This is a genomic window from Lutimaribacter degradans (genome assembly GCF_023703375.1).
GTDB classification, from domain to species: Bacteria; Pseudomonadota; Alphaproteobacteria; order Rhodobacterales; family Rhodobacteraceae; genus Lutimaribacter; species Lutimaribacter degradans.
Genome location: NZ_JAMQGO010000001.1, coordinates 385,703 through 407,835, shown reverse-complemented (window position 1 = coordinate 407,835; position 22,133 = coordinate 385,703). Strand labels below are relative to the sequence as shown.

The window sequence follows — 22,133 nt, the reverse complement described above, 5'->3', positions numbered from 1 at the left end:
ACCTTCCAGCCGGCGCGCGCCCCGCGAACGCGCGCGCCGCGTATGGATAAGCAAACAGGACGAAAACAGGAAACGCGATAATGGAACAAGACTGGATTTGGGGGCTGATCGGCGGTTTGCTGATCGGCACAGGGGGTGCCGTGTATCTGTTGGCCAATGGCCGGATCATGGGCGCCAGCGGCATCATCGGCGGGTTGGTGGACGGCACCGCCCGCGACACGAAATGGGAAAAGCTGGCCTTTCTGGCGGGTGTATTCCTGCTGCCCATCATCATCTTCCCCGTCTACAGCGACATCGACACCCACGTGACCGACAACTGGGCGGTGCTGATCGCCGGCGGGCTGCTGGTGGGCATCGGCACACGCTTTGCAAATGGCTGCACCTCGGGGCACGGGGTGTGCGGCATGTCACGCTTGTCGCTGCGCGGTTTCGTCGCGACGGTGGCCTATATCATGGCAGGCGGGATTGGCGTCATCCTGTTCCGCCACCTTCTGGGGGTGATCTGATGCGCAACATTTTCGCATTCCTCGCAGGCGGCCTGTTCGGTGCGGGCCTGTTCATTTCCGGCATGACCGACACCGCCAAGGTGCAAGGTTGGCTTGATATCTTCGGTGACTGGGACCCGACGCTTGCCTTCGTGATGGGCGGCGCCATGATCCCGATGGCCATCGCCTGGGTCTTGCGCAACCGGCGCAGTTCGCCCGTTCTGGGCGGCAGTTTTCCACCCGCCCCGCCGCAGCGCATCGACCGCACATTGGTGACGGGGTCGGTCATGTTCGGGTTCGGCTGGGGCCTTGTCGGGCTTTGCCCGGGGCCGTCGGTGGCCTCGCTCAGCTATGGCGGTGTTTCGCATTGGGTGTTCTTCGCCGCGATGGTCGCCGGAATGGCGCTGACGCCGGTCTTGCGCCGGGCGCTGGACAGGCAGGCGGCAACCGCCTAGATGACAGTCATGGATATACGCGAAATTTCCCCTGACTACGCGGTTTCGCCGCAGATCGAACCGGGCGACCTGCCCGCCATCAAGGCGGCCGGGTTTGCCGCGGTCATCTGCAATCGCCCGGATGCCGAGAACCCGCCCGCCTTGCAGGCCGATGAAATGGCCCGCGCGGCCAAGGCAGCGGGCCTCGATTTCCACGTGCTCGAACTGACGCATCAAACCATGACGCCCGAGAACATCGCCCGGCAGCGCGATCTGATCGCTGATGCAGATGGCCCGGTGCTGGCCTATTGCGCAAGCGGCACGCGCTGCTCGGTGATCTGGTCGTTGGGCCAGGCCGGGCACATGCCGGTTGACGATATCCTCGCCGCCACCGGCAAGGCCGGCTACCAGCTGGAACAGTTGCGCCCCGCGCTCGATGCCATGGCCGCACAAGCCAAGGGCTGATCCCAATCCAGGCGTGCCCCGCCCCCAGGCGGTGCGGGGCCGCCTATCCAGCATCGCCCGGGAAATCGTCTTTCTCCATTGGAAACGACAGATCGGCGGCCCCGTCCGAGACGGTGTCACCCGCGCCAGGTTCGGCATCCAGCCCGAATTCCGACAGGTCCGGCATCCCCTCCGCGGGGTCGATCCGGCCACCCGGGTCGCGCGCGTGTGTGTCCGGGGCCCAAGGCGCCGGGCTCGGCGCATCGTCGGGCGCATCCGTCATGCCTTCGCGGCCCAAGGCCTTCAGCGCATTGCTTGGGGGCAGGCCATGAAGCCGCAGGGCGCGTTGCCCGCTCATTTGCCCCAGAACGCCGCGTGCCACCGTCTTGCCCGGGGTCGCCTCAAGCCGGGTGTCCCGCAACACGCCGGCGGAAAGGGGCAGCACGTCACCGGGTTTTAGCCCGCGTGTTTGCGCAAGGGGCAGCGACATCCGGCACAAAACCGCATCAAGCCGCGCCGGCGCGGTCATCAGCCGGGCGCGCAAGGGGGTGGTGGCAGGGGCAATATCGGCCTTGTCGGGATGGGTGTCATCCGGCGCGGGCGGCGCCGGAACGGGCAACGCCAACAGCATCTCGCCGCCACGATCTGCGCCAAGGGAATAGCCCACCCGCATCATCCGGTATTCACACGTGCCCAGGGCCAGCGCCAGGCCACCGCCATCGTCGATCATCGCGCCAAAGCGAAACCCGCGAACATGCGCACCGTCTTCTTCCAGCAGCTCGGCAAACCGCGCCAGCCCCCCTTCGACAAACGGGGTAGCAATGGCTGCATCGGTGCGCGTGGGGCCGCGCGGCGCGGCGGCGCGCGCGTTCACGCGGGCCATGGTCTGCGCCTCGACCAAGGCGGCGGTCAGTTGCAGGTCGAGCACCATGACGCCGGGCACGCCCTCGGCCCCGTCAAGCAGCAAGATCAACGCATGTTCGGGCAATTCGGGGGCCAGCGCGTCGGCCATGGTGGTGGCCTGCTCAACCCCGGTGACCGACAGGCGAACCCCCAGGTCCTTGGCCGCGCAGCGCTCGAACGCCAAGCGCAATGCGCGCTGCGGCGACATCGCCCGCGCCTCTTGCGCCTTGCGGGCTGCCTGCGCCTTGCGGCGCAAAACCATCTGTTTGCCCTGATCCGCCATACCCTCCGCCGTCAGTTTCCAGAACGCAGGGGCAGGCTATATCGCGCAGTATTACCAAAAGATTGAGCGTTACTGTGCCGCCACGCGCTGTGCGACCGGCAAGGTCACGCGAAACGCCGCGCCCCCCTGCCCCGGCAGGTAGGTGATAGAGCCATCCAGCCGGGCCATGATCTCTCGGCAGATCGCCAGGCCCAGCCCCGCGCCGCCTGCATTCTGGTCGCTGACACGGCTGAACTTCTCGAATACCAGCGCCTGCGCCGCGCGCGGGATGCCCGTGCCGTTGTCGACAAAATCGATCATCAACCGGCCGTTTCGCACCTGCACCGACACCGTCAGCCGGGGGGCAGCGGCATCGCAATATTTCCGGGCATTGGCGATCAGGTTGATGAACACCTGCGCCAGGCGGTCAAGATCGGTTTCCAGCATCACCTCTTCGGCCTGGCGGTCACGCACCAGCCGCAGCGGGCCATTCTCGACGCCGGTCGCGGCCACCGCGTGATCGATCACCTCGGCCAGAACGCCGGTACGCAGGTTCAGGTTGACCTGCCCGTTTTCAAGCACGCTCAGATCCAGCAGATCGTCCAGCAGACGGGTCAGGCGGATCGCCTCGCCGTGGATGATGTCGGCATATTTCGCCCGCGTTTCGGCATCCAGCGCCCCGCCATCGCGCAATATCTCGGAAAAGGCCCGGATCGAGGTCATTGGCGTGCGCAGCTCGTGGCTGATCTGGCTCAGAAACGCATCCTTCTGCACCGATAGCTGGGTCAATTTCTCGTTGGCGGCGCGCAGTTGGCGCGCGGTGCGTGTCAGTTCTTCGGATTTCGCCTCAAGCTGGCTGGAATATTCCATCATCTGCGCGGTCTCGTCGGCAACAGCCAGCAGATCATCGACCGAAACAGTGGCCGCGCCCATGATCTGCCCGACCATCGCATGGGCCGTTGCCGCCCCGACCGAGCCCGACAGCTCTCGCTCCAGCCGGGCCAGGAAATCGGGGCTGGGTTCAGGGAGGTAGCCCACAAGCCCCTGGCGCCGCGCTTCTTCCTGGAACAGCGCCTGCGATTGCGCGGGGCCCAGGATGCGCTGCGCCATGACCATCAGATCCTCGCTTTGGGCGGTATCGCCGGCCCAGTTCTGCGTGCGACCGGAATGTTGGAACACGTTGACGAACTGCGCGCCCTGCAGCCGCTCCAACGGGGTGGGAAAGCTGATCAGCGACGCCAAGGTGAACCCACCCGCGTTGAAAAGCATCGTCCACACGATCGCATGCACCAGCGGATCGACACCGGACAGCCCGAACAGCGCATAGGGCCGCAGCCAGCCGATGCCCCAGGGCCCCGCGGCCATCACCGATTCAGAAATGACGACGCCGGTGCCGAAGCTGGGCAGCAACAGGCACCACACCCACAGCACGAAACCCAGGCTCAGCCCCACCAGCGCACCCGTGCGCGTGGCGCCGCGCCACAGGATACCGCCCAGCAGGGCCGGCAGAAACTGCGCAACGCCGGCAAACGAGATCAGCCCGATCGCCGCCAGCGCGGCACCGCCGCCCGACAGCCTGTAATAGAGGTAGCCAAAGCCCAGCACCGCCGCGATCGACACCCGGCGCGACAGGATGACGACATGACGCACATCGCCTGAAATCACCGCGCCACCGCCGGTCAGGCGCAGCCAGATCGGCATCACGATATGGTTCGACACCATCGTGGCCAGCGCGATCGAGGCCACGATCACCATCGAGGTGGCGCTGGAAAACCCGCCCAGAAACGACAGCATCGCCAGCGTGTTCTGGCCCTGTGACAACGGGACCGTCAGCACGAACTGGTCGGGATTGGACCCCGCCGGCATGATCTCCAGGCCGACCACGGCAATCGGCACGACGAACAGGCTGATCAGCATCAGGTAAAGCGGAAAAGCCCAGCTTGCGGTGCGCAGGTGACCTTCGTCCTCGTTTTCCACCACCAGAACCTGGAACATGCGCGGCAACGTCAGAAAGGCCGCCGCCGCCAGGAAGGTCAGCCCCGCCCAACGCGCGCCGTCGACCTGCCACTGCCCACGCGCGCTGGCATCGATCCGGGCCAGCGTTTCACCCAGCCCGCCACCCAGGCCCCAGACCACGAAGACCCCCACCGCCATCAGCGCTGCCAGCTTGACCACCGCCTCGACGGCGATGGCCATCACCACGCCGTGATGGCGTTCGTTCGCATCAAGGTTGCGGGTACCGAACAGGATCGTGAACAAGGCCAGCCCGGCGGCCACCCACAACGCGATGTTACGGTTGTCGTCAAGCGAGGCGGCATTCGGGTCGGCCTGCGCGATACTGGCGAAAGACGCGGTCACCGATTGCAGTTGCAGCGCGATATAGGGCGTCGTGCCAATCACCGCGATCAGGGTCACGAATACCGCAAGAAGCGTCGATTTGCCGTAGCGCGACGAGATCAGGTCAGCGACCGAGGTCACGCGCTGGGTGCGTCCGATGCGCACCAGCTTGCGCAGGCCCCACCACCAGCCGATCATCACCAGCGTCGGCCCCAGGTAGATCGTCAGGTACTCCAGCCCCGAACGCGCTGCATACCCGACCGCGCCATAAAAGGTCCAGGCGGTGCAATAGATCGACAGCGACAGCGTGTAGACCACCGGCGATCGCAGCCACCCGCCACGCCCGCGCAGCGCCGCGCGTTCCGCCACGAACGCCACCAGGAACAGCAGCGCCACGTAGCCCAGGCAAACCGCGACCAGCAGGTTCATGCTGGCGGTCACGGCCGGCCCTCGTCATTCGTGTCCGTGCTGCCGTCGCCCTCGTCCTCGACCTTGCGCGAAATCACGAACGCCAGGCAGACCAATATGAGCCAGACCCCGAACACGTACAGGATCGACGACGATGTCCTGACCGCATCCTCGGCGCCGCGGGGCCACAGCAACGGCAAACCGAACAGCACCGCCCCCAGTACCGGCAAAAGCCGCGCGGCGTCGATGACGCGGCGCTGACGATAGCTGCGACGCTCAAGAAACAACGGCGTCGGCTTGCCGGTCATTGCGGAACCAGGTCGCGCACCGCATCCAGCACGTCGGCATTCGAAAACGGCTTGGTCATGAAGCGGTTGGCACCCAGCCGCTCGGCCATATCGCGATCCTTGTTCTGGCCGCGCGCGGTCAGCATCAGAACAGGCAGCGCGGCGGTCTCGTGGTGGTTGCGCAGGTCGGTTAGTATGTCATAGCCCGACCGCCCGGGCAGCATCACGTCCAGGATTACAAGGTCGGGGCGCTTGGACAGCACCGTGTCCATCGCGTCACCGCCGTTTGAATGCGTATCAACCTGCCAGCCATCTCGGCTTAGGATAAAGCTGATCGCCTCGATGATGTTCGGCTCATCCTCGATCACAAGGACATGCTTGCCCATGCCATCGTCCCCTCCCTTTATGCGCGTTTTGCGCTTTGTTTGGCGTAGTTAAACGCGAAGCGCCGGCGCAAGTCAAAACCCATCCGCAAGGATCGAGGGCTCGCGCCGCGCCCCACAGTCGGTGCGCGGGCAGATACGGCAGCTTGCGCCCACCGCGCGGGCAGGGCCATCGCGCTCGGCCCCGGGCGGGCGCGGTACGATCAGCATATGCGCCTCCAGAACAGGTGGCACGCCGAACTCGACCTCGCCCTGCGGCAGCGCGACCGCGTAGCAAAGATACCTGACCGTATCGCGGCCCGGTTGCTCCACCACGGTGCGCAGCGGCACCATCGGCTGGCTGAGCGCCGAGAACAGCGGCCAGAGCGGGCAAGCCGAACCAAAGCGCGGCACCGTGAACCCGTCGACCGGCTTGCGAAAGGTCAGCGTGCCAGAGGCATCGCAACTGACCATGCCCAGCGCGCCCGTCGGGCCATCCGCCGGCAGGCTGGCCAGCCGGCGCATCGCCACGGGCAACGACACGCCGAAGGCACGCGCAACCTTGCCCGGATCGGGCGCATTGTCGGCGCACCAGCGTTGCAAGGCCCCGCCTGGCAGCTGCGCGGCCTCGTCGGCATAGCGGTCGAGCCAGGCCCTGGCCTGCGCGCGCGCGGGCGCCGATGACAACGCGTCGGCCTGTTCACGCAGCGCGTCTGCGGCCTCTGGCGTGTCCGCTTCCAGCGCGGGCAGATGCCAGCCCAGATCGGCAAGCCATGTGTCCAGCTCCTCCTGTGGAGCGGCGGCCTCGGTGCTTTCCCCCTCGCGGTCGAGAAAGGTGACAAGCGCCTGCACCCGGTCGGCCAGCCGGGCGGCGTCTTCGTTCATGTTGCGTTGAAAACGGTCGCGCCACTCGGGCTCGATTTCGCGGGTATCGGCCAGGATCGCCGCGGTCGAGCGGATCGACGTTACGGTAGACAGCACCTCGTGCAAGGCGGCGGCAAGGTGCGGGTCATGGGTAAGCCGGTCTGTCAGGGTTTCGACGGTGCGCTCCAGCGTGGCCACCCGGCGATGGCTGCGCGCCAGCACCTCGGCCCAGCCCGGAAAGCGCCCGGCAAGCTCCTCGGCCTGCTCGGTTTCGGCGCCCGCGCCGGTATGGGTCGCGCGCGCTTCGCGCAGGGTTGCGATCAGCGCGGCCTCGGCTCCTTCGGTCAATTGGGCGGGTTCGACATCCAGCTCTTGCGCGATGGCGATCAGAACCTTGCCGCCGATTCTGCGCTTGTTGTGCTCGATCAGGTTGAGATACGAGGACGATATTCCCACCCGACCGGCCAGTTCGGCCTGGCGCAGCCCCGCCCGCAAGCGTCTTTCGCGAATACGCGTGCCCGTCAATTGACGTTGCGGCATCCCCAAGCTCCTTCTTTATCGCGCGAAATCAACGGTTTTCTGCAGCGCGAAATAATTAATTTACAATCTACACAGATTCCTTGTGCAATTTTTTACAAAAAAAATGTTTCGCCACAAGCAGTTGTTGCGAAGTTTTCTGACCTGACCCGATAATGTATTTGCACAATAGTGCATGCGGGCACGTCTGGAGGAGGCAACCCCGCAATTCACGAAACGGGAGGATGAAATGTCCAAGATCAATCTGACGCGCCGTGGCGTGCTGAAAACCGGCGCCGTGGCCGGCGCCGGCCTGGCGCTGCCCACCTACCTGTCGGCCCAGGACAGCGGCTTTACAAATGCGCCCACCGGCTCGACCGTGACGCTGGGCTTCAACGTGCCCCAGACCGGCCCCTATGCCGACGAGGGCGCCGATGAACTGCGCGCCTACGAACTGGCGGTCGAGCACCTGAACGGTGGCGGCGACGGCGGCATGATGAACACCTTCAGCTCCAAGGCACTCCAGGGCAACGGCATCCTGAGCAAGAAGGTGGAATATGTTACCGGCGACACCCAGACCAAGTCCGACGCCGCGCGGGCATCGGCCAAGTCGATGATCGAAAAAGACGGCGCCATCATGATCACCGGCGGCTCGTCCTCCGGCGTGGCCGTGGCGGTGCAGGCGCTCTGCCAGGAGGCGGGCGTGATCTTCATGGCCGGCTTGACACATTCCAACGACACCACGGGCAAGGACAAGCGCGCCAACGGTTTCCGCCACTTCTTCAACAGCTACATGTCCGGTGCGGCATTGGCGCCGGTGCTGGCCAGTGCCTACGGAACCGACCGCAAGGCCTATCACCTGACCGCCGACTACAACTGGGGCTATACCACCGAGGAAGCGATCCGCGCCTCGACCGAAGCGATGGGCTGGGAAACGGTGGCTGCGGTCAAAACACCGCTCACGCAGACCGATTTCAGCAGCTACATCGCCCCGGTCCTGCAGTCAGGGGCCGACACGCTGGTTCTCAACCACTATGGCGGCAACATGGTCAACTCGCTGACCAACGCAGTGCAATTCGGACTGCGCGACAAGCAGGTGAACGGCAAGGATTTCCAGATCATCGTGCCTCTTTATTCGCGCCTGATGGCCCGCGGCGCGGGCGAGAACGTGAAAGGCATCTTCGGATCGACCAACTGGCACTGGTCGCTGCAGGATGAAGCATCGAAAGCTTTCGTGCAGTCCTTTGGCACCAAGTACGGCTTCCCGCCCAGCCAGGCGGCGCATACCTGCTACGTGCAGACGTTGCTTTATGCCGACGCGGTCGAGCGCGCGGGCTCCTTCGCGCCCTGCGCGGTCGCCGAGGCGTTGGAAGGCTTCGAATTCGACGGGTTGGGCAACGGCAAGACGCTCTATCGCGCCGAAGACCACCAGTGCTTCAAGGACGTGCTGGTTGTGAAGGGCAAGGAAAACCCCGACAACGAATTCGACCTTCTGGAAATCGTCGAGGTGACCCCGGTCGAACAGGTGACATATGCCCCCGATCACCCGCAATTCGCGGGCGGTGCGCTTGGGTCGTGCAACAACGGCGCCTGACGCCGCGCGGGGTGGGCCAAGCGCCCGCCCCGCTTTCGCTTCCCGTCGCGGCTGACCGCCGAATTTCGACCGACCTTTCCACACGCCTGCATCAAAGGGTGGGACAATGGACGCAATTATCCTGCAAATCCTGAACGGGCTCGACAAGGGCTCGGCCTACGCGCTTATTGCGCTGGGGCTTACACTGATCTTCGGCACGCTGGGCGTGGTGAACTTCGCCCATGGCGCGCTGTTCATGATCGGCGCCTTCTGCGCGGTCACGCTCAGCCGCATCCTGAGCATATCGCGCACCTATGTCGACGAGACGCAAAAAGACTTTCTGGGGCGTCCGCTCGAGGTGAAGGTGCCCTATGCGCACGACATCTTCGGGCCGGAAATGGGGGCGGCTATCATCGATTGGGCGGTGCCACTTTCCATTCTCTTCGCCATACCCGTGATGATCGCCGTCGGCGTGATCATGGAACGCGGCCTGATCAAGCATTTCTACAAGCGTCCACATGCCGACCAGATCCTGGTGACATTCGGCCTGGCCATCGTCTTGCAGGAAATCATCAAGTATTATTACGGTGCCAATCCGATCCCGACGCCAGCACCGGCGGCCTTCAAGGGGTCGTTCGATTTCGGCGCCGTCATCGGTTTTGACGCCAACACGATCATTTACCCCTATTGGCGCCTTGTCTATTTCGCCTTTGCTGCCGTCATCATCGGCGCCGTCTTTGCATTTTTGCAATTCACCACCTTCGGCATGGTGGTGCGCGCGGGCATGGCCGATCGTGAAACCGTGGGGCTGCTGGGCATCAATATCGACAAGCGGTTTACCATGATGTTCGGCCTGGCGGCAGCGGTGGCCGGGCTTGCCGGCGTGATGTACGCGCCCATCAATTCGCCCAACTATCACATGGGGATGGATTTCCTCGTGCTCAGCTTTGTCGTGGTTGTGGTCGGCGGAATGGGTAGCCTGCCCGGCGCGGTGCTGGCCGGGTTTCTTCTGGGCATCCTGGAAAGCTTTGCCTCGATGAAAGAGGTCATCAACATCCTTCCCGGCATCAACCAGATCATCATCTATCTGGTCGCCATCATTATTCTGCTGACGCGTCCGCGCGGCCTGATGGGCCGCAAGGGCGTGATGGAGGAGTGAGCCATGCTTGGTCTTGGTAAAAAAGACACAACCCTCGTGCTGCTCGTCGCCTGCCTGACGATGCTTGCGCCGTTCCTGCTGAACCCCTTTCCCGAGGGCTCGGCCATGGCGCAATTCAACGCAGGCTATCCCGACCTGATGCAACGTTTCGTGATATTCGGGATCTTTGCCATCGGCTTCAACATCCTGTTCGGCCTGACGGGCTATCTCTCCTTCGGACACGCGGCGTTCCTGGGCATCGGTTCTTACGCGGCGGTCTGGATGTTCAAGCTGCTGAGCATGAACGTTATCCCCGCCATCTTGCTGGCGGTCGTCATGTCTGGGCTTTTCGCGCTGCTGATCGGCTTTATCAGCCTGCGCCGGTCGGGGATCTACTTTTCGATCCTGACGCTGGCCTTCGCGCAGATGATGTTCGCGCTGGCCTATTCGGTGCTGACGCCGATCACCGGTGGTGAAACTGGGTTGCAACTGGCGCCGGACGACCCACGCGTGCTCGACACCGCGACATCTGCGAGCGGCAATATCCCGGTGCCCGGCCTTTTCGGCATGGAAATGCGCGACACCGCGAAGCTGGAGCTGGGCAGTTGGGTTTTCACCTTCAACGTCGGCTACTATTTCTCGGCCATCGTGATGCTGATCTCGTTCTACCTCGCGATACGCATCTTTCGCTCGCCATTCGGCATGATGCTGCGCGCGGTGAAATCGAACCAGCAGCGGGTGAACTATACCGGCCTCAACGCGCGGCCCTACACGCTGGCGGCCTTTGTCATCTCGGGCATGTATGCAGGGCTGGCCGGGGGGCTCATGGCATCGATGGACCCGTTGGCGGGCGCCGAACGGATGTTCTGGACAGCAAGCGGCGAGGTCGTTCTGATGACGATCCTGGGCGGCGCGGGCACGCTTATCGGGCCGGTTCTGGGCGCGGGCATGATCAAGTACATGGAGAACATCATTTCCAAGATCAATTCCGACATCCTGCACAGCTGGTTCGCCTTCCTGCCCGACGGGCTTGAGGATTTCATGGTTGCGATCGTCTATCCGTTCATCGGCAAGGGCTGGCACCTGACGCTGGGGATCATCTTCATGCTCGTGGTGATCTTCTTGCCCGGTGGCCTGGTCGAGGGCGGTCAGCGTATCGCGCGGCTGTTTCGTCGCAAGAAACAGGCCAAGGGCGATGACGCGTCCAAGGCCAAGCAACCTGCGGAATAAGGGGGGACCAATGGGTATCCTTGAAGTCAAAGGCGTCAACAAGCGCTTCGGCGGTCTGCAGGCCCTGGGCGACGTGAACCTGAGCGTGCAAGAAAACAAGGTGCACGCCATCATCGGGCCGAATGGCGCGGGCAAGTCCACGCTGCTGAACTGCCTGGTGGGCAAGCTGATCCCCGACACCGGGTCGGTGATGTTCAAAGGCCAGTCCGTGCTGGGGCGCAAGCCCTATGAAATCAACCAGATGGGCATTTCCCGCGTGTTCCAGACGCCCGAGATATTCGGCGATCTGTCGGTGCTGGAAAACGTCATGATCCCCTGCTTTGCCAGGCGCGACGGTGCATTCAGAATGCACGCCATCGAATCCGTCCAAAGCGAACACGAGATCATGGACATGGCGATGACCATGCTGGAAGACGTGAACATGGCCGAAAAGCGAGACATGCACGCCGCCAGCCTGTCACGCGGCGACAAGCGGCGGCTGGAAATGGCCATGTGCCTGGTGCAGGAACCCAGCTTGCTGCTGCTTGACGAACCCACCGCCGGCATGGCGCGCGCGGACACCAACAACACCATCGACCTGCTGCGCGAGATCAAGGAAAAGCGCGACATCACCATGTGCATCATCGAACATGACATGCATGTTGTGTTCAGCTTGGCCGACCGGATCACCGTTCTGGCGCAAGGCACGCCGCTGGTCGAGGACGCGCCGGAAAACATCAAGGGCAACCCCAAGGTGCGCGAAGCGTACCTGGGCGAAAGCGCATAAGGAGGGATCACTCAACCCGGAAAGTGGGAGCCGGTTTTCGGACAAGTTGAGTGAGAAAGGATAAACAGATGAACGTCAAACCCGACTTTTCCAAGGGCAAGAACTATGCCGAAACCGCGCCCGCCTTTCTATCGGTGTGGGACATCCACGCCTATTACGGCGAAAGCTACATCGTGCAGGGCGTCAATTTCAACGTGCACGAGGGCGAGATCCTGGCCCTTTTGGGCCGCAACGGCGCGGGCAAGACATCGACCTTGCGCGCGATTGCGCGGCTCGATGATCCGCAGATCACCCATGGCGAGGTCTGGCTGGATCACCAGCCGCTGCACCTGAAAAACAGCCACCAGGCCGCGCAACTGGGCATCGGGCTGGTGCCCGAAGACCGCCGGATCATTGCCGGCTTGACGGTTGAAGAGAACTTGAAACTGGCCCAGATCGCCCCGCCCATCGGCTGGTCGCTCGAGCGCTTGTATGAACTCTTCCCGCGCCTTGGCGAACGCCGCAATCAAGAGGGCGTGACGCTGTCGGGCGGTGAACAGCAGATGCTGTCCATCGCGCGCGCGCTGGCGCGCGACATCAAGGTGCTGCTGCTTGACGAACCGTATGAGGGTCTGGCACCCGTTATCGTGGACGAGATCGAAAAGACCTTGCGCCTGATCAAGGAACAGGGGATCACGACCGTGATCGTCGAACAAAACGCGGTGCGCGCGCTGGAACTGGCCGACAGATCGGTTATCCTCGATACCGGCACCGTCGTGTTCGACGGAGCGGCCGGCGAAGTGTTGGAAAACAAGGAGCTGCGCGAAGAATACCTGGCCATCTGATGGCCCGTCCGGCCCGCCCGATACCACGGCCTGCCGGGTGGGCGCCTGAACTCACTTGATAAAGATAAGGGACACAAGTCGAAACATGTCTGACAAAACCTATCCTCCCTCGGCGGATTTCGCGGCCAAGGCGCATGTCGATGCGGCCGGATATGCCGAGATGTACAAAACGTCGATCGACAACCCCGAAGCGTTCTGGGCCGAGCACGGAAAGCGCATCGACTGGATCAAGCCCTTTTCCAAGGTCAAGGACGTGAATTTCAACTTCGGGGAGGTCTCGATCAAATGGTTCGAGGACGGCACGCTGAACGTGGCCGCCAACTGCATCGACCGCCACCTGGAAACCCGCGCTGATCAGACCGCCATCATCTGGGAACCGGACGACCCGAATGATGACGCCCTGCACATCACCTACCGCGAATTGCACGAACAGGTCGGCCGCATGGCCAACGTGCTGAAATCGCTGGGTGTCGGCAAGGGCGACAGGGTGGTAATCTATCTTCCGATGATCCCCGAGGCCGCCTATGCCATGCTGGCCTGCGCGCGCATCGGCGCGATCCATTCCATCGTCTTCGCCGGGTTTTCGCCCGATGCCCTGGGCGCGCGGGTCAATGGCTGCGACGCCAAGCTGGTCATTACCGCCGACACCGCCCCACGCGGAGGCCGGCAGACCAAGCTGAAAGACAACGTCAACCAGGCGCTTTTGCATGACACGACCGATGTGAAATGCCTGGTCGTGCGCCGCACCGGCGACCAGATCGCCTGGCGCCGCGACCTTGATTTCTGGTGGCATGAAGAGGCCGAGAAGGTCAGCGCCGATTGCCCGCCCGAAGAAATGGGCGCCGAGGATCCGCTGTTCATCCTTTATACCAGCGGCAGCACCGGGCAGCCCAAGGGCGTTGTGCATACATCGGGCGGCTATCTTGTCTATGCCGCGATGACGCATCAATACACCTTCGATTATCACGATGGCGACATCTTCTGGTGCACGGCCGATGTGGGCTGGGTGACGGGGCACAGCTATATCATCTATGGCCCTCTGGCCAATGGCGCGACCACGCTGATGTTCGAAGGCGTTCCCACCTATCCCGATGCGGGCCGGTTCTGGGCGGTATGCGAAAAGCACAAGGTCAACCAGTTCTACACCGCCCCCACCGCCATCCGCGCCTTGATGGGCCAGGGCAATGATTTCGTCACCCGGTACGACCTGTCCGATCTCAAGGTTCTGGGCACAGTCGGTGAGCCGATCAACCCCGAGGCGTGGAACTGGTACAACGAGGTGGTGGGCAAGGGCAATTGCCCGATCGTCGACACCTGGTGGCAGACCGAAACCGGCGGCCACCTGATCACCCCTCTGCCCGGCGCCACGGCAACCAAACCCGGCTCGGCCACCCTTCCGTTTTTCGGGGTGCAGCCGGTGGTGCTGGAACCCGAATCCGGCAAGGAGATCACCGAAACCGTGGCCGAGGGCGTGTTGGCCCTGAAAGACAGCTGGCCCGGCCAGATGCGCACCGTCTGGGGCGATCACGACAGGTTCCAGTCGACATATTTCCAGCAATACAAGGGCTATTACTTTTCCGGTGATGGCTGCCGCCGCGATGCCGACGGCTATTACTGGATTACCGGCCGCGTCGATGACGTGATCAACGTGTCGGGCCACCGCATGGGCACGGCCGAGGTGGAATCGGCGCTGGTGGCCCATGCCAAGGTGGCCGAGGCGGCCGTGGTGGGCTATCCGCATGACATCAAGGGTCAGGGCATCTATGCCTATGTCACCCTGATGACCGGCGAAGAACCGACCGACGCGCTGCGCAAGGAACTGTCGGAATGGGTTCGTCACGAGATCGGCCCCATCGCCAAGCCCGACCTGATCCAGTGGGCACCGGGCCTGCCCAAAACACGCTCGGGCAAGATCATGCGCCGCATCCTGCGCAAGATCGCCGAGAACGATTATGGCAGCCTTGGCGACACGTCGACACTGGCCGATCCTAGCGTGGTCGACGAGTTGATCGAGAACCGCATGAACCGCGGCTGAACGCCAGCAAGCCACAAGAAAGCCCCCGTCGGCACCCGTGCCGTCGGGGGCTTTTCTTTACGATCGCGGGCCCGCCGTCCCTTGTTTCCGACCCGATGGGGGCGCTTGCGGTCAGCCGGTCTTGGCGTCTGCCTCTGCTGCCAGACGTTTGCGCAGCTCGGTCTTCAGAACCTTGCCATAGTTGTTCTTGGGCAGTTCCGACACCTCGACATACGATTTCGGGCGCTTGAACCGGGCAATCCGCGCAAGGCAATGCGCATCCAGAACAGCGTGGTCCACGCCGTGCCCGGCAGCAGGCACGACAAAGGCCACCACCAGTTCGCCCCACTCGACATCGGGCTGGCCGACCACGGCCACTTCTTGCACGCTGTCATGGATCAGCAGCGCCTCTTCCACTTCGCGCGGGTAAATGTTGGTGCCGCCCGAGATGATCATGTCTTTCGAGCGGTCCTGCATGGTGACGTATCCCTCGTCATCCATGAACCCTACGTCCCCCGTGCACAGCCAGCCATCCACCAGCGTTTTCTCGGTCGCTTCGGCGTTTTGCCAATAGCCCGGCATCACCGTATCGCCGCGCACCATGATCTCGCCAGCCTGCCCGCGTTGCAGCTCCTGGCCGGTTTCATCCCCGATCTTGACCATGACCGAGGCTTGCGCCCGCCCGACCGAGCCCAACCGCGCGCGCCAGCGCGGGTGGCTGCGGTCGGCCACCTCTTCGCGGCTCAGTGCGCTGATCGCCATCGGGCATTCACCCTGGCCATAGATCTGGACGAAGATGGGGCCGAACACGTCGGCCGCCTCAACGATATCGGCCACGTACATCGGCCCGCCCCCGTAGACGATGGTGCGCAGGCCCCTGCCCGTCTCACCACTTTTCTGGGCCGCCAGCGTCATGCGCTTGACCATTGTGGGCGCGGCGAACATGTGCACCCGTTCGAAATAGCGGGCGAGGTCGAAAATCTCGTCGGGTTCGAACCCGGCCGACACCGGGCAGACATGGCGCGCGCCCATCTGGACATGCATCAGGTTGTATATGCCCGCCCCGTGCGACAAGGGCGCGGCATAAAGCGCGGTGTCCGCTCCTGTCACGCGGTCGACATCGACCTGGTAATCGAGCGCCATGTTTATCAGCATCCGGTTGGTGATCATCACCCCCTTGGGCCGTCCCGTCGTGCCCGAGGTATAAAACAGCCAAACCAGATCATCCGCCGCCCGTTCCGCCACGGTCGCGATGGGCGCATGGCCACGCGCGTGGGCAAATTCCGCGCCCGTGGTGTCGATCACCCGGGCAGCGCTGCCCGCCTCCTTCAGGGCCTCGGCCAGCGCGGGCGTGGCGAATGCCAGCTTGGTACGACTGTCTTCCATGATCCACGCCGCCTCGCGCCCGTGCAGCTTGGCATTGATCGGCACCACCACGGCACCGGCATACCACGCGCCGTATTGCACGATCAGGTAGTCGGGCGTGTTTTTCATGAAAATCGCCACCCGGTCGCCGGGGGCCACGCCTTGCGCGGCCAGCCAACCGGCCAAGGCCCGCGCGCCCGCGTCAAAGCCCGCGTAATCGGCCACCAGATCGGTGCCCAGGTAAAGCGCGGGCCGCGTGGGCCAGCGCGTTGCACTGCGTTCCAGCCACAGTCCGATATTCATTTGCGGTATCCCCCTCGTTCTGGTGTCAGAAAACCACCCCGCCGCGCCGCGATCAATCGCCATCCGGGCACGGGCGGGTAATTAACGCCAAGAAACCCCGGACGCGCCGTTACGAAACTTTCCAGGCGCGGGCACGGATGCGCGAAAAGCCGCGTCATGCACCGCCTGCCCCTCGCAATTCAGCGGAAAAACCGCCAGATTCCGTTAAACGCGCCGCTTTTCGTCAGGTCAGCGATAGCCTATAAGCGGCGCAGGCAAAGGGCGGCACAGACGATGCTCCCGCGCAGACCAGTAACCGGCGAGGACACGAAATGAACAAGAAAACCCACGAGGCCGATGTCAGCTTTATCCAGGCGCTGGCCGAGCTGTTGCGCGACAACGACCTGACCGAGCTCGAGGTGATGCGCGAATACAGCGAGAATGACAGCCTGAATGTCCGCGTCAGCCGCGGCGGCACCGTCGTGGCACAGCCTGCGGCCCCCGCGCCCCTTGCCGCGGCTGCGCCTGCTGCACCGTCTGCCCCGGCCCCGGCCGCAGACAGCGCCATGGCCGACCCGGCCAGCCACCCCGGCGCCGTGACTTCGCCCATGGTGGGCACCGTCTACCTGCAGCCCGAACCGGGCGCGCCTGCTTTTGCCGGCGTCGGCGACAAGGTGGCCGAAGGCGACACGTTGCTGATCATCGAAGCCATGAAAACGATGAACCACATCCCCGCCCCGCGTGCCGGCACGGTCAAGCGCATCCTCGTCGAGGATGGCGGCGCGGTCGAATACGGCGCCCCCCTGATGATCATCGAGTGAGGCGCATATGTTCGACAAGATCCTGATTGCCAACCGCGGCGAAATCGCCTTGCGGGTGATCCGCGCCTGCCGCGAAATGGGCATCCAGTCGGTCGCGGTGCATTCCACCGCCGATTCCGACGCGATGCATGTGCGCATGGCCGACGAATCCGTCTGTATCGGCCCGCCTTCAAGCACCGAAAGCTACCTGTCGATCCCCGCGATCATCTCGGCCTGCGAGGTGACAGGCGCGCAGGCCATTCACCCCGGCTATGGGTTCCTGTCGGAAAACGCCAACTTCGTGCAGATCGTCGAAGATCATGGCCTGACCTTCATCGGCCCCTCGGCCGAGCACATCCGCATCATGGGCGACAAGATCACCGCCAAGGAAACTGCCAGGAACCTGGGCATTCCGGTTGTGCCCGGCTCTGAAGGCGGCGTGCCCGACCTTGCTGCGGCCAAGCAGATCGGCGCCGATTTCGGGTATCCCGTCATCATCAAGGCCACCGCCGGCGGCGGCGGGCGCGGCATGCAGGTCGCCCGCTCCGACGCCGAGATGGAGCGCGCGTTCCAGACCGCCCGTTCCGAGGCCAAGGCGGCCTTTGGCAATGACGAGGTCTACATCGAGAAATACCTTCAAAAACCGCGCCATATCGAATTGCAGGTCTTTGGCGATGGCAAGGGCGTTGGCATACATCTGGGCGAGCGTGACTGCTCGCTTCAGCGGCGCCACCAGAAGGTGTTCGAAGAGGCGCCCGGCCCCTCGATCAGCCCCGAGGAACGCGCGCGTATCGGCAAGATCTGCGCCGATGCCGTGGCCACCATGGGCTATCGCGGCGCCGGCACGATCGAGTTCCTGTACGAGGATGGCGAATTCTACTTTATCGAGATGAACACCCGCCTGCAGGTCGAACACCCGGTGACCGAGGCGATTTTCGGCGTCGACCTGGTGCGTGAACAGATCCGCGTGGCCGAAGGGCTGCCAATGTCATTCGGCCAGGACGACCTGTCGATCAACGGTCACGCCATCGAGGTGCGCATCAACGCCGAGAAGCTGCCGAACTTCGCGCCCTGCCCCGGCAGGATCACCCAGTACCACGCGCCGGGCGGACTGGGCGTGCGCATGGATTCGGCGCTTTATGACGGCTATTCCATCCCGCCCTATTACGACAGCCTGATCGGGAAACTCATCGTGCATGGCCGCGACCGGCCCGAGGCGCTGGCACGGCTGAACCGCGCCCTGGGCGAATTGATCGTGGATGGGGTGGATACCACGGTGCCCCTGTTTCATGCGCTGCTGCAAGAGCCTGACATCCAGTCGGGAAATTACAACATCCACTGGCTGGAACGCTGGCTGGAAACCAATTTGCAGGCATAGCGCCCACGAAAGATGCAGCGGGCCGCCGCCGGCGGCCCGCGTCGAAATCGCTCCTCGCCATTCGCCGCGCCATGCGGCACATTGCGATCATGCCGCGCGACGACCCCGACATCACACCCGACCTTCTGTTGCATGCCTATGCGGCGGGCGTGTTTCCCATGGCGGAAACCCGCGACGACCCCAACCTTTTCTGGGTCGATCCCCGCCGGCGCGGGATAATGCCGCTCGATGGGTTCAAGGCTGCGCGCAGCCTGCGCCGCGCGGTGCGCCGCAAGGATTACCAGGTCAGCCTGAACCGTGATTTCGCCGGTGTCGTCGATGGCTGCGCCGACCGCGAAGAAACCTGGATTTCCGACCGTATAAGAACGCTTTACCTGTCGCTGTTCGACCTGGGGCACGCCCATTCGCTGGAGTTGTGGGATGCCAGCGGCCAGCGACTGATCGGCGGGGTCTACGGCGTCACGCTGGGGCGCGCGTTCTTTGGCGAAAGCATGTTTTCACGCAGGCGGGATGCCTCGAAAATCGCGCTGTTGTACCTGGTCGACCACTTGCGGCGCTGTGGTTTCGCCCTGTTCGACACGCAATTCCTTACGGCGCATCTGGCCTCTCTGGGGGGTGTCGAAATAACACGGGCCGAATACCGCGCACGCCTGGCCGAGGCATTGGAGGGCGACGCCGATATCACCGCGCATGAGGTCGATCGCGACCCTCAGGCCGTCTTGCAGCGGATCACCCAGACATCATAGCGCGGATGATCCAGCGCGCTCAGTGCCGGGGACGAGGCGATCATCCAACCCGAGAACACCGTCTCGGCCTCGGTGTCGCGCACCATGACATAGGCATAGGCATCGCCTGCCGGGTTCTCCTCGGGGTAACGACACTCGCCCAGTTCCAGAAGCAACCGCCCAACGGGTGCGCCGCCGCCATTGTCCAGTTCGACATCGCGCACGTCGCCTGACAGCTTGTCGAGAACGCGCAAAACCGCCCCGGTGCCCCGGTTGGTCGGCTCGGCCCAGCCCGCGCCAGCGCCCAGGATCAGAGCGGCGGCAAGCGCCAGCCGGCTCATTCCTCGTCTCCGCCGCCCGACACGTATTTCAGCAGCAGCGTGACCAGGCTGACCGAGCTTTGAGTATCTTCGATCTCTGCCCCCGGCTCCAGCGGGAACAACGAGCCGCCGGGCATGATCTCGATGAAATTGCCGCCCAGCAGCCCCTCGGACGACACGATCACCGCGCTGTCGTCGGGGATTTCAACGTCCTGCGCGACGGTGAACGTGGTGTCGGCGCGAAAGGTTTGCGGGTTCAGGTCGATACCCGTGACCGTGCCGATCTTGACCCCGGCCAGGCGCACATCGGTGCCGACATTGACCCCCTCGACCGAGCGAAACGAAGCCGTCAACGGATAGCCCGCGCCCGCGTTGGTGAATCCGGTGCTTTCGCCGGTATAAACCACGAACCCGATCGCAGCCGCCAAAACCGCGCCACCCACAAGTATTTCCGCTTTAGAATGCGACATGCGCTTATTCCGGGCTCCACGCCTCGTAATCGCGGCGCTCCACTGGTTCGACGCGGCGAATCGAGCCGGCAGGGGCATAGGCCAGCGGAGTGCCGGTCAGGTTTTCCTGGTGCGGCTTTTCCCACGACCTGTGCCGGAACGGCTTGTCCGTGGGCGGCGCATCAAAGGTATGGTGCAGCCAGCCATGCCAATCGGGGCTGACGCGGCTGGCCTCGACCTCGCCGTTATAGATCACCCAGCGGCGCTTGCCGTCATGCGAGCGATAAAAGATGTTGCCCTGCTCATCTTCGCCAACCTTTTCGCCGTAGCGCCAGGTAAACAGCTGCGTGCCAAGCGTCTGGCCGTCCCACCAGATGAAGACACGCTTGAGGAAGTCGCCAATGCTCATCTTTGCCTCCGAAAGATACTGCCCCCGATATGGCGTATCGGGGCGCAAACGTCCAGTGCGAAACCGGGCTGGTCGCCCGCCCGTGGGCGGCATTTCCCCGGCCCGATCCCTGTTCACCCCCTGACGGTCGGCCCGTTGGGACGGTTTTGAAACCCGCTCCGGGGAACCATGAAAAAGGGGCCCGAAGGCCCCTTTGTGATGACAGGACGCGGGCAGCCTTACCCCGCGGTCGCGCCCTCTTTCTTCTTGTCCGAATAGATCAACAGCGGTTTGGCTTCGGATGTTACCGCCTCGTCATTGACCACGACCTCTTGCACGTCTTCCAGGCTGGGCAGGTCGAACATGGTATCCAGCAGGATATCCTCAAGGATCGAGCGCAGCCCGCGCGCACCGGTCTTGCGCGCGATGGCCCGTTTGGCGATGGCCTTCAGCGCATCATCGGTAAAGGTCAATTCAACGTCTTCCAGTTCGAACAACCGCTGGTATTGCTTGACCAGGGCATTCTTGGGCTGGGTCAGAATGGTGACCAGCGCATCCTCGTCCAGGTCTTCGAGCGTTGCCAGAACAGGCAGACGGCCGACGAATTCAGGGATCAGGCCGAATTTCAGCAGGTCTTCGGGTTCCAGATCCTGGAACACCTCGCCCACGTTGCGTTCATCAACGTCGCGCACATCGGCGCCAAAGCCCATTGCGCTGCCCTTGCCGCGCTGCGCAATGATGCGGTCAAGCCCTGCGAAGGCGCCGCCGCAGATGAAAAGGATGTTGGTCGTGTCCACCTGGAGGAATTCCTGCTGAGGATGCTTGCGCCCCCCCTGCGGCGGGACAGAGGCAACGGTGCCTTCCATCAATTTCAATAGCGCCTGCTGCACCCCCTCGCCCGACACGTCTCGGGTGATCGAGGGATTCTCGGACTTGCGCGTGATCTTGTCGACCTCGTCGATATAGACGATGCCGCGCTGCGCGCGTTCGACGTTGTATTCGCTGGCCTGCAACAGCTTGAGGATGATGTTTTCCACATCCTCGCCGACATACCCCGCTTCGGTCAGCGTGGTTGCGTCGGCCATGGTAAACGGCACGTCCAGGATGCGCGCCAGCGTCTGCGCCAGCAACGTCTTGCCGCAGCCGGTCGGGCCGATCAGCAAGATGTTCGACTTGGACAGCTCTATATCGCTGGATTTCGCCGCGTGGTTCAAACGCTTGTAGTGGTTATGCACCGCGACAGACAAAACGCGCTTGGCCATGGCCTGGCCGATCACGTAATCGTCCAGCACATCGCAGATATCCTTGGGCGTCGGCACGCCGTCGGTGGCCTTTAGCCCCGCGCTCTTGGTTTCCTCGCGGATGATGTCCATGCACAGCTCGACGCACTCGTCGCAGATGAACACCGTCGGACCCGCGATCAGCTTGCGCACCTCGTGCTGGCTCTTGCCGCAAAAGCTGCAATAGAGCGTGTTCTTGCTGTCGCTGCCGGAATTCGTTGCCATATCGTCCCTTTCAGGCCTCGTCCTGCATCGGCTTGGGTCGGGGCCGATGCTGTATTCTGTCCAAAGCGTAAAGC

Annotated in this window: 22 protein-coding genes; 12 read left to right on the top strand and 10 right to left on the bottom strand. The window is 63.5% G+C overall.

What is annotated here, in order from left to right:
* Positions 1 to 80: 80 nt before the first annotated feature.
* The 3 genes from M8744_RS02005 to M8744_RS01995 are packed head-to-tail and all read left to right on the top strand — an operon-like array spanning position 81 to position 1,384.
* A complete protein-coding gene (locus tag M8744_RS02005) occupies positions 81 to 506 on the top strand; it encodes a YeeE/YedE family protein (protein WP_251408593.1) in 426 nt (141 codons plus the stop codon).
* Positions 506 to 940: a YeeE/YedE family protein gene (locus tag M8744_RS02000; protein WP_251408590.1), complete on the top strand. Its 435-nt coding sequence runs from the start codon at positions 506 to 508 to the stop codon at positions 938 to 940. Before M8744_RS02005 ends, M8744_RS02000 begins: the two co-directional genes overlap by 1 nt.
* 9 nt (positions 941 to 949) lie before the next feature.
* Complete coding sequence (locus tag M8744_RS01995) at positions 950 to 1,384, top strand: protein tyrosine phosphatase family protein (protein WP_251408588.1); 435 nt, start codon at positions 950 to 952, stop codon at positions 1,382 to 1,384.
* A gap of 43 nt (positions 1,385 to 1,427) precedes the next feature.
* Here the strand turns inward: M8744_RS01995 and M8744_RS01990 are convergent, their stop codons facing one another.
* From M8744_RS01990 to M8744_RS01970, 5 genes are all read right to left on the bottom strand, one after another.
* A complete protein-coding gene (locus M8744_RS01990) occupies positions 1,428 to 2,549 on the bottom strand; it encodes a FliM/FliN family flagellar motor switch protein (protein WP_251408585.1) in 1,122 nt (373 codons plus the stop codon).
* 69 nt (positions 2,550 to 2,618) lie between these two features.
* On the bottom strand, positions 2,619 to 5,294 hold the full coding sequence (locus tag M8744_RS01985) for an ATP-binding protein (RefSeq protein ID WP_251410007.1): 2,676 nt from the start codon (positions 5,292 to 5,294) through the stop codon (positions 2,619 to 2,621).
* 8 nt (positions 5,295 to 5,302) lie between these two features.
* On the bottom strand, positions 5,303 to 5,581 hold the full coding sequence (locus tag M8744_RS01980) for a hypothetical protein (RefSeq protein ID WP_251408582.1): 279 nt from the start codon (positions 5,579 to 5,581) through the stop codon (positions 5,303 to 5,305).
* Positions 5,578 to 5,946 carry a response regulator transcription factor gene (locus M8744_RS01975; RefSeq protein WP_251408578.1) on the bottom strand — a complete coding sequence of 123 codons (369 nt, stop codon included), beginning with the start codon at positions 5,944 to 5,946 and terminating at the stop codon, positions 5,578 to 5,580. Before M8744_RS01975 ends, M8744_RS01980 begins: the two co-directional genes overlap by 4 nt.
* Before the next feature lie 72 nt (positions 5,947 to 6,018).
* Positions 6,019 to 7,326, bottom strand: coding sequence for a helix-turn-helix transcriptional regulator (locus M8744_RS01970; protein ID WP_251408575.1), 1,308 nt, complete (start codon positions 7,324 to 7,326; stop codon positions 6,019 to 6,021).
* A gap of 226 nt (positions 7,327 to 7,552) precedes the next feature.
* Between M8744_RS01970 and M8744_RS01965 the strand changes: the two genes are divergently transcribed.
* The 6 genes from M8744_RS01965 (at position 7,553) to acs (ending at position 14,868) form a co-directional block, all read left to right on the top strand.
* Positions 7,553 to 8,896: a substrate-binding protein gene (locus tag M8744_RS01965; RefSeq protein WP_251408572.1), complete on the top strand. Its 1,344-nt coding sequence runs from the start codon at positions 7,553 to 7,555 to the stop codon at positions 8,894 to 8,896.
* A gap of 106 nt (positions 8,897 to 9,002) precedes the next feature.
* The gene (locus M8744_RS01960) at positions 9,003 to 10,034 is read left to right on the top strand and encodes a branched-chain amino acid ABC transporter permease (protein ID WP_251408569.1); all 1,032 of its coding nucleotides are present in this window, start codon (positions 9,003 to 9,005) and stop codon (positions 10,032 to 10,034) included.
* A 3-nt stretch (positions 10,035 to 10,037) separates the two neighbouring features.
* Positions 10,038 to 11,243, top strand: coding sequence for a branched-chain amino acid ABC transporter permease (locus M8744_RS01955; protein WP_251408566.1), 1,206 nt, complete (start codon positions 10,038 to 10,040; stop codon positions 11,241 to 11,243).
* A 10-nt stretch (positions 11,244 to 11,253) separates the two neighbouring features.
* Entirely contained in the window at positions 11,254 to 12,009 is a 756-nt protein-coding gene (locus M8744_RS01950) for an ABC transporter ATP-binding protein (RefSeq protein ID WP_251408563.1), read from the top strand.
* 68 nt (positions 12,010 to 12,077) lie between these two features.
* Positions 12,078 to 12,833, top strand: a complete 756-nt coding sequence (locus M8744_RS01945; protein WP_251408560.1) for an ABC transporter ATP-binding protein — start codon at positions 12,078 to 12,080, stop codon at positions 12,831 to 12,833.
* Positions 12,834 to 12,918: 85 nt separating this feature from the next.
* Positions 12,919 to 14,868, top strand: coding sequence for an acetate--CoA ligase (acs, locus tag M8744_RS01940; protein WP_251408557.1), 1,950 nt, complete (start codon positions 12,919 to 12,921; stop codon positions 14,866 to 14,868).
* Between the two features lie 111 nt (positions 14,869 to 14,979).
* On the opposite strand, the gene M8744_RS01935 is transcribed toward acs, so the two are convergent.
* Positions 14,980 to 16,515 (bottom strand): AMP-binding protein, encoded by a 1,536-nt coding sequence (locus M8744_RS01935; protein ID WP_251408554.1) that lies wholly within the window; start codon positions 16,513 to 16,515, stop codon positions 14,980 to 14,982.
* A gap of 311 nt (positions 16,516 to 16,826) precedes the next feature.
* Here M8744_RS01935 and accB point away from each other — a divergent pair, with 311 nt between their 5' ends.
* From accB to aat, 3 genes are all read left to right on the top strand, one after another.
* Positions 16,827 to 17,315, top strand: coding sequence for an acetyl-CoA carboxylase biotin carboxyl carrier protein (accB, locus tag M8744_RS01930; protein WP_251408553.1), 489 nt, complete (start codon positions 16,827 to 16,829; stop codon positions 17,313 to 17,315).
* A gap of 7 nt (positions 17,316 to 17,322) precedes the next feature.
* Positions 17,323 to 18,672 (top strand): acetyl-CoA carboxylase biotin carboxylase subunit, encoded by a 1,350-nt coding sequence (gene accC / locus M8744_RS01925; RefSeq protein ID WP_251408552.1) that lies wholly within the window; start codon positions 17,323 to 17,325, stop codon positions 18,670 to 18,672.
* A gap of 89 nt (positions 18,673 to 18,761) precedes the next feature.
* Positions 18,762 to 19,418 carry a leucyl/phenylalanyl-tRNA--protein transferase gene (gene aat, locus M8744_RS01920; RefSeq protein WP_251408551.1) on the top strand — a complete coding sequence of 219 codons (657 nt, stop codon included), beginning with the start codon at positions 18,762 to 18,764 and terminating at the stop codon, positions 19,416 to 19,418.
* On the opposite strand, the gene M8744_RS01915 is transcribed toward aat, so the two are convergent.
* From M8744_RS01915 to clpX, 4 genes are all read right to left on the bottom strand, one after another.
* Positions 19,382 to 19,738 (bottom strand): DUF2155 domain-containing protein, encoded by a 357-nt coding sequence (locus M8744_RS01915; RefSeq protein ID WP_251408548.1) that lies wholly within the window; start codon positions 19,736 to 19,738, stop codon positions 19,382 to 19,384. The genes aat and M8744_RS01915 overlap by 37 nt on opposite strands.
* Positions 19,735 to 20,187, bottom strand: a complete 453-nt coding sequence (gene mlaD / locus M8744_RS01910) for an outer membrane lipid asymmetry maintenance protein MlaD (RefSeq protein ID WP_251408543.1) — start codon at positions 20,185 to 20,187, stop codon at positions 19,735 to 19,737. Before mlaD ends, M8744_RS01915 begins: the two co-directional genes overlap by 4 nt.
* Positions 20,188 to 20,191: 4 nt before the next feature.
* The gene (locus tag M8744_RS01905; RefSeq protein ID WP_251408540.1) at positions 20,192 to 20,575 is read right to left on the bottom strand and encodes an NADH:ubiquinone oxidoreductase subunit NDUFA12; all 384 of its coding nucleotides are present in this window, start codon (positions 20,573 to 20,575) and stop codon (positions 20,192 to 20,194) included.
* A 218-nt stretch (positions 20,576 to 20,793) separates the two neighbouring features.
* The gene (gene clpX / locus M8744_RS01900; protein WP_251408537.1) at positions 20,794 to 22,059 is read right to left on the bottom strand and encodes an ATP-dependent Clp protease ATP-binding subunit ClpX; all 1,266 of its coding nucleotides are present in this window, start codon (positions 22,057 to 22,059) and stop codon (positions 20,794 to 20,796) included.
* Between the last annotated feature and the right edge of the window lie 74 nt (positions 22,060 to 22,133).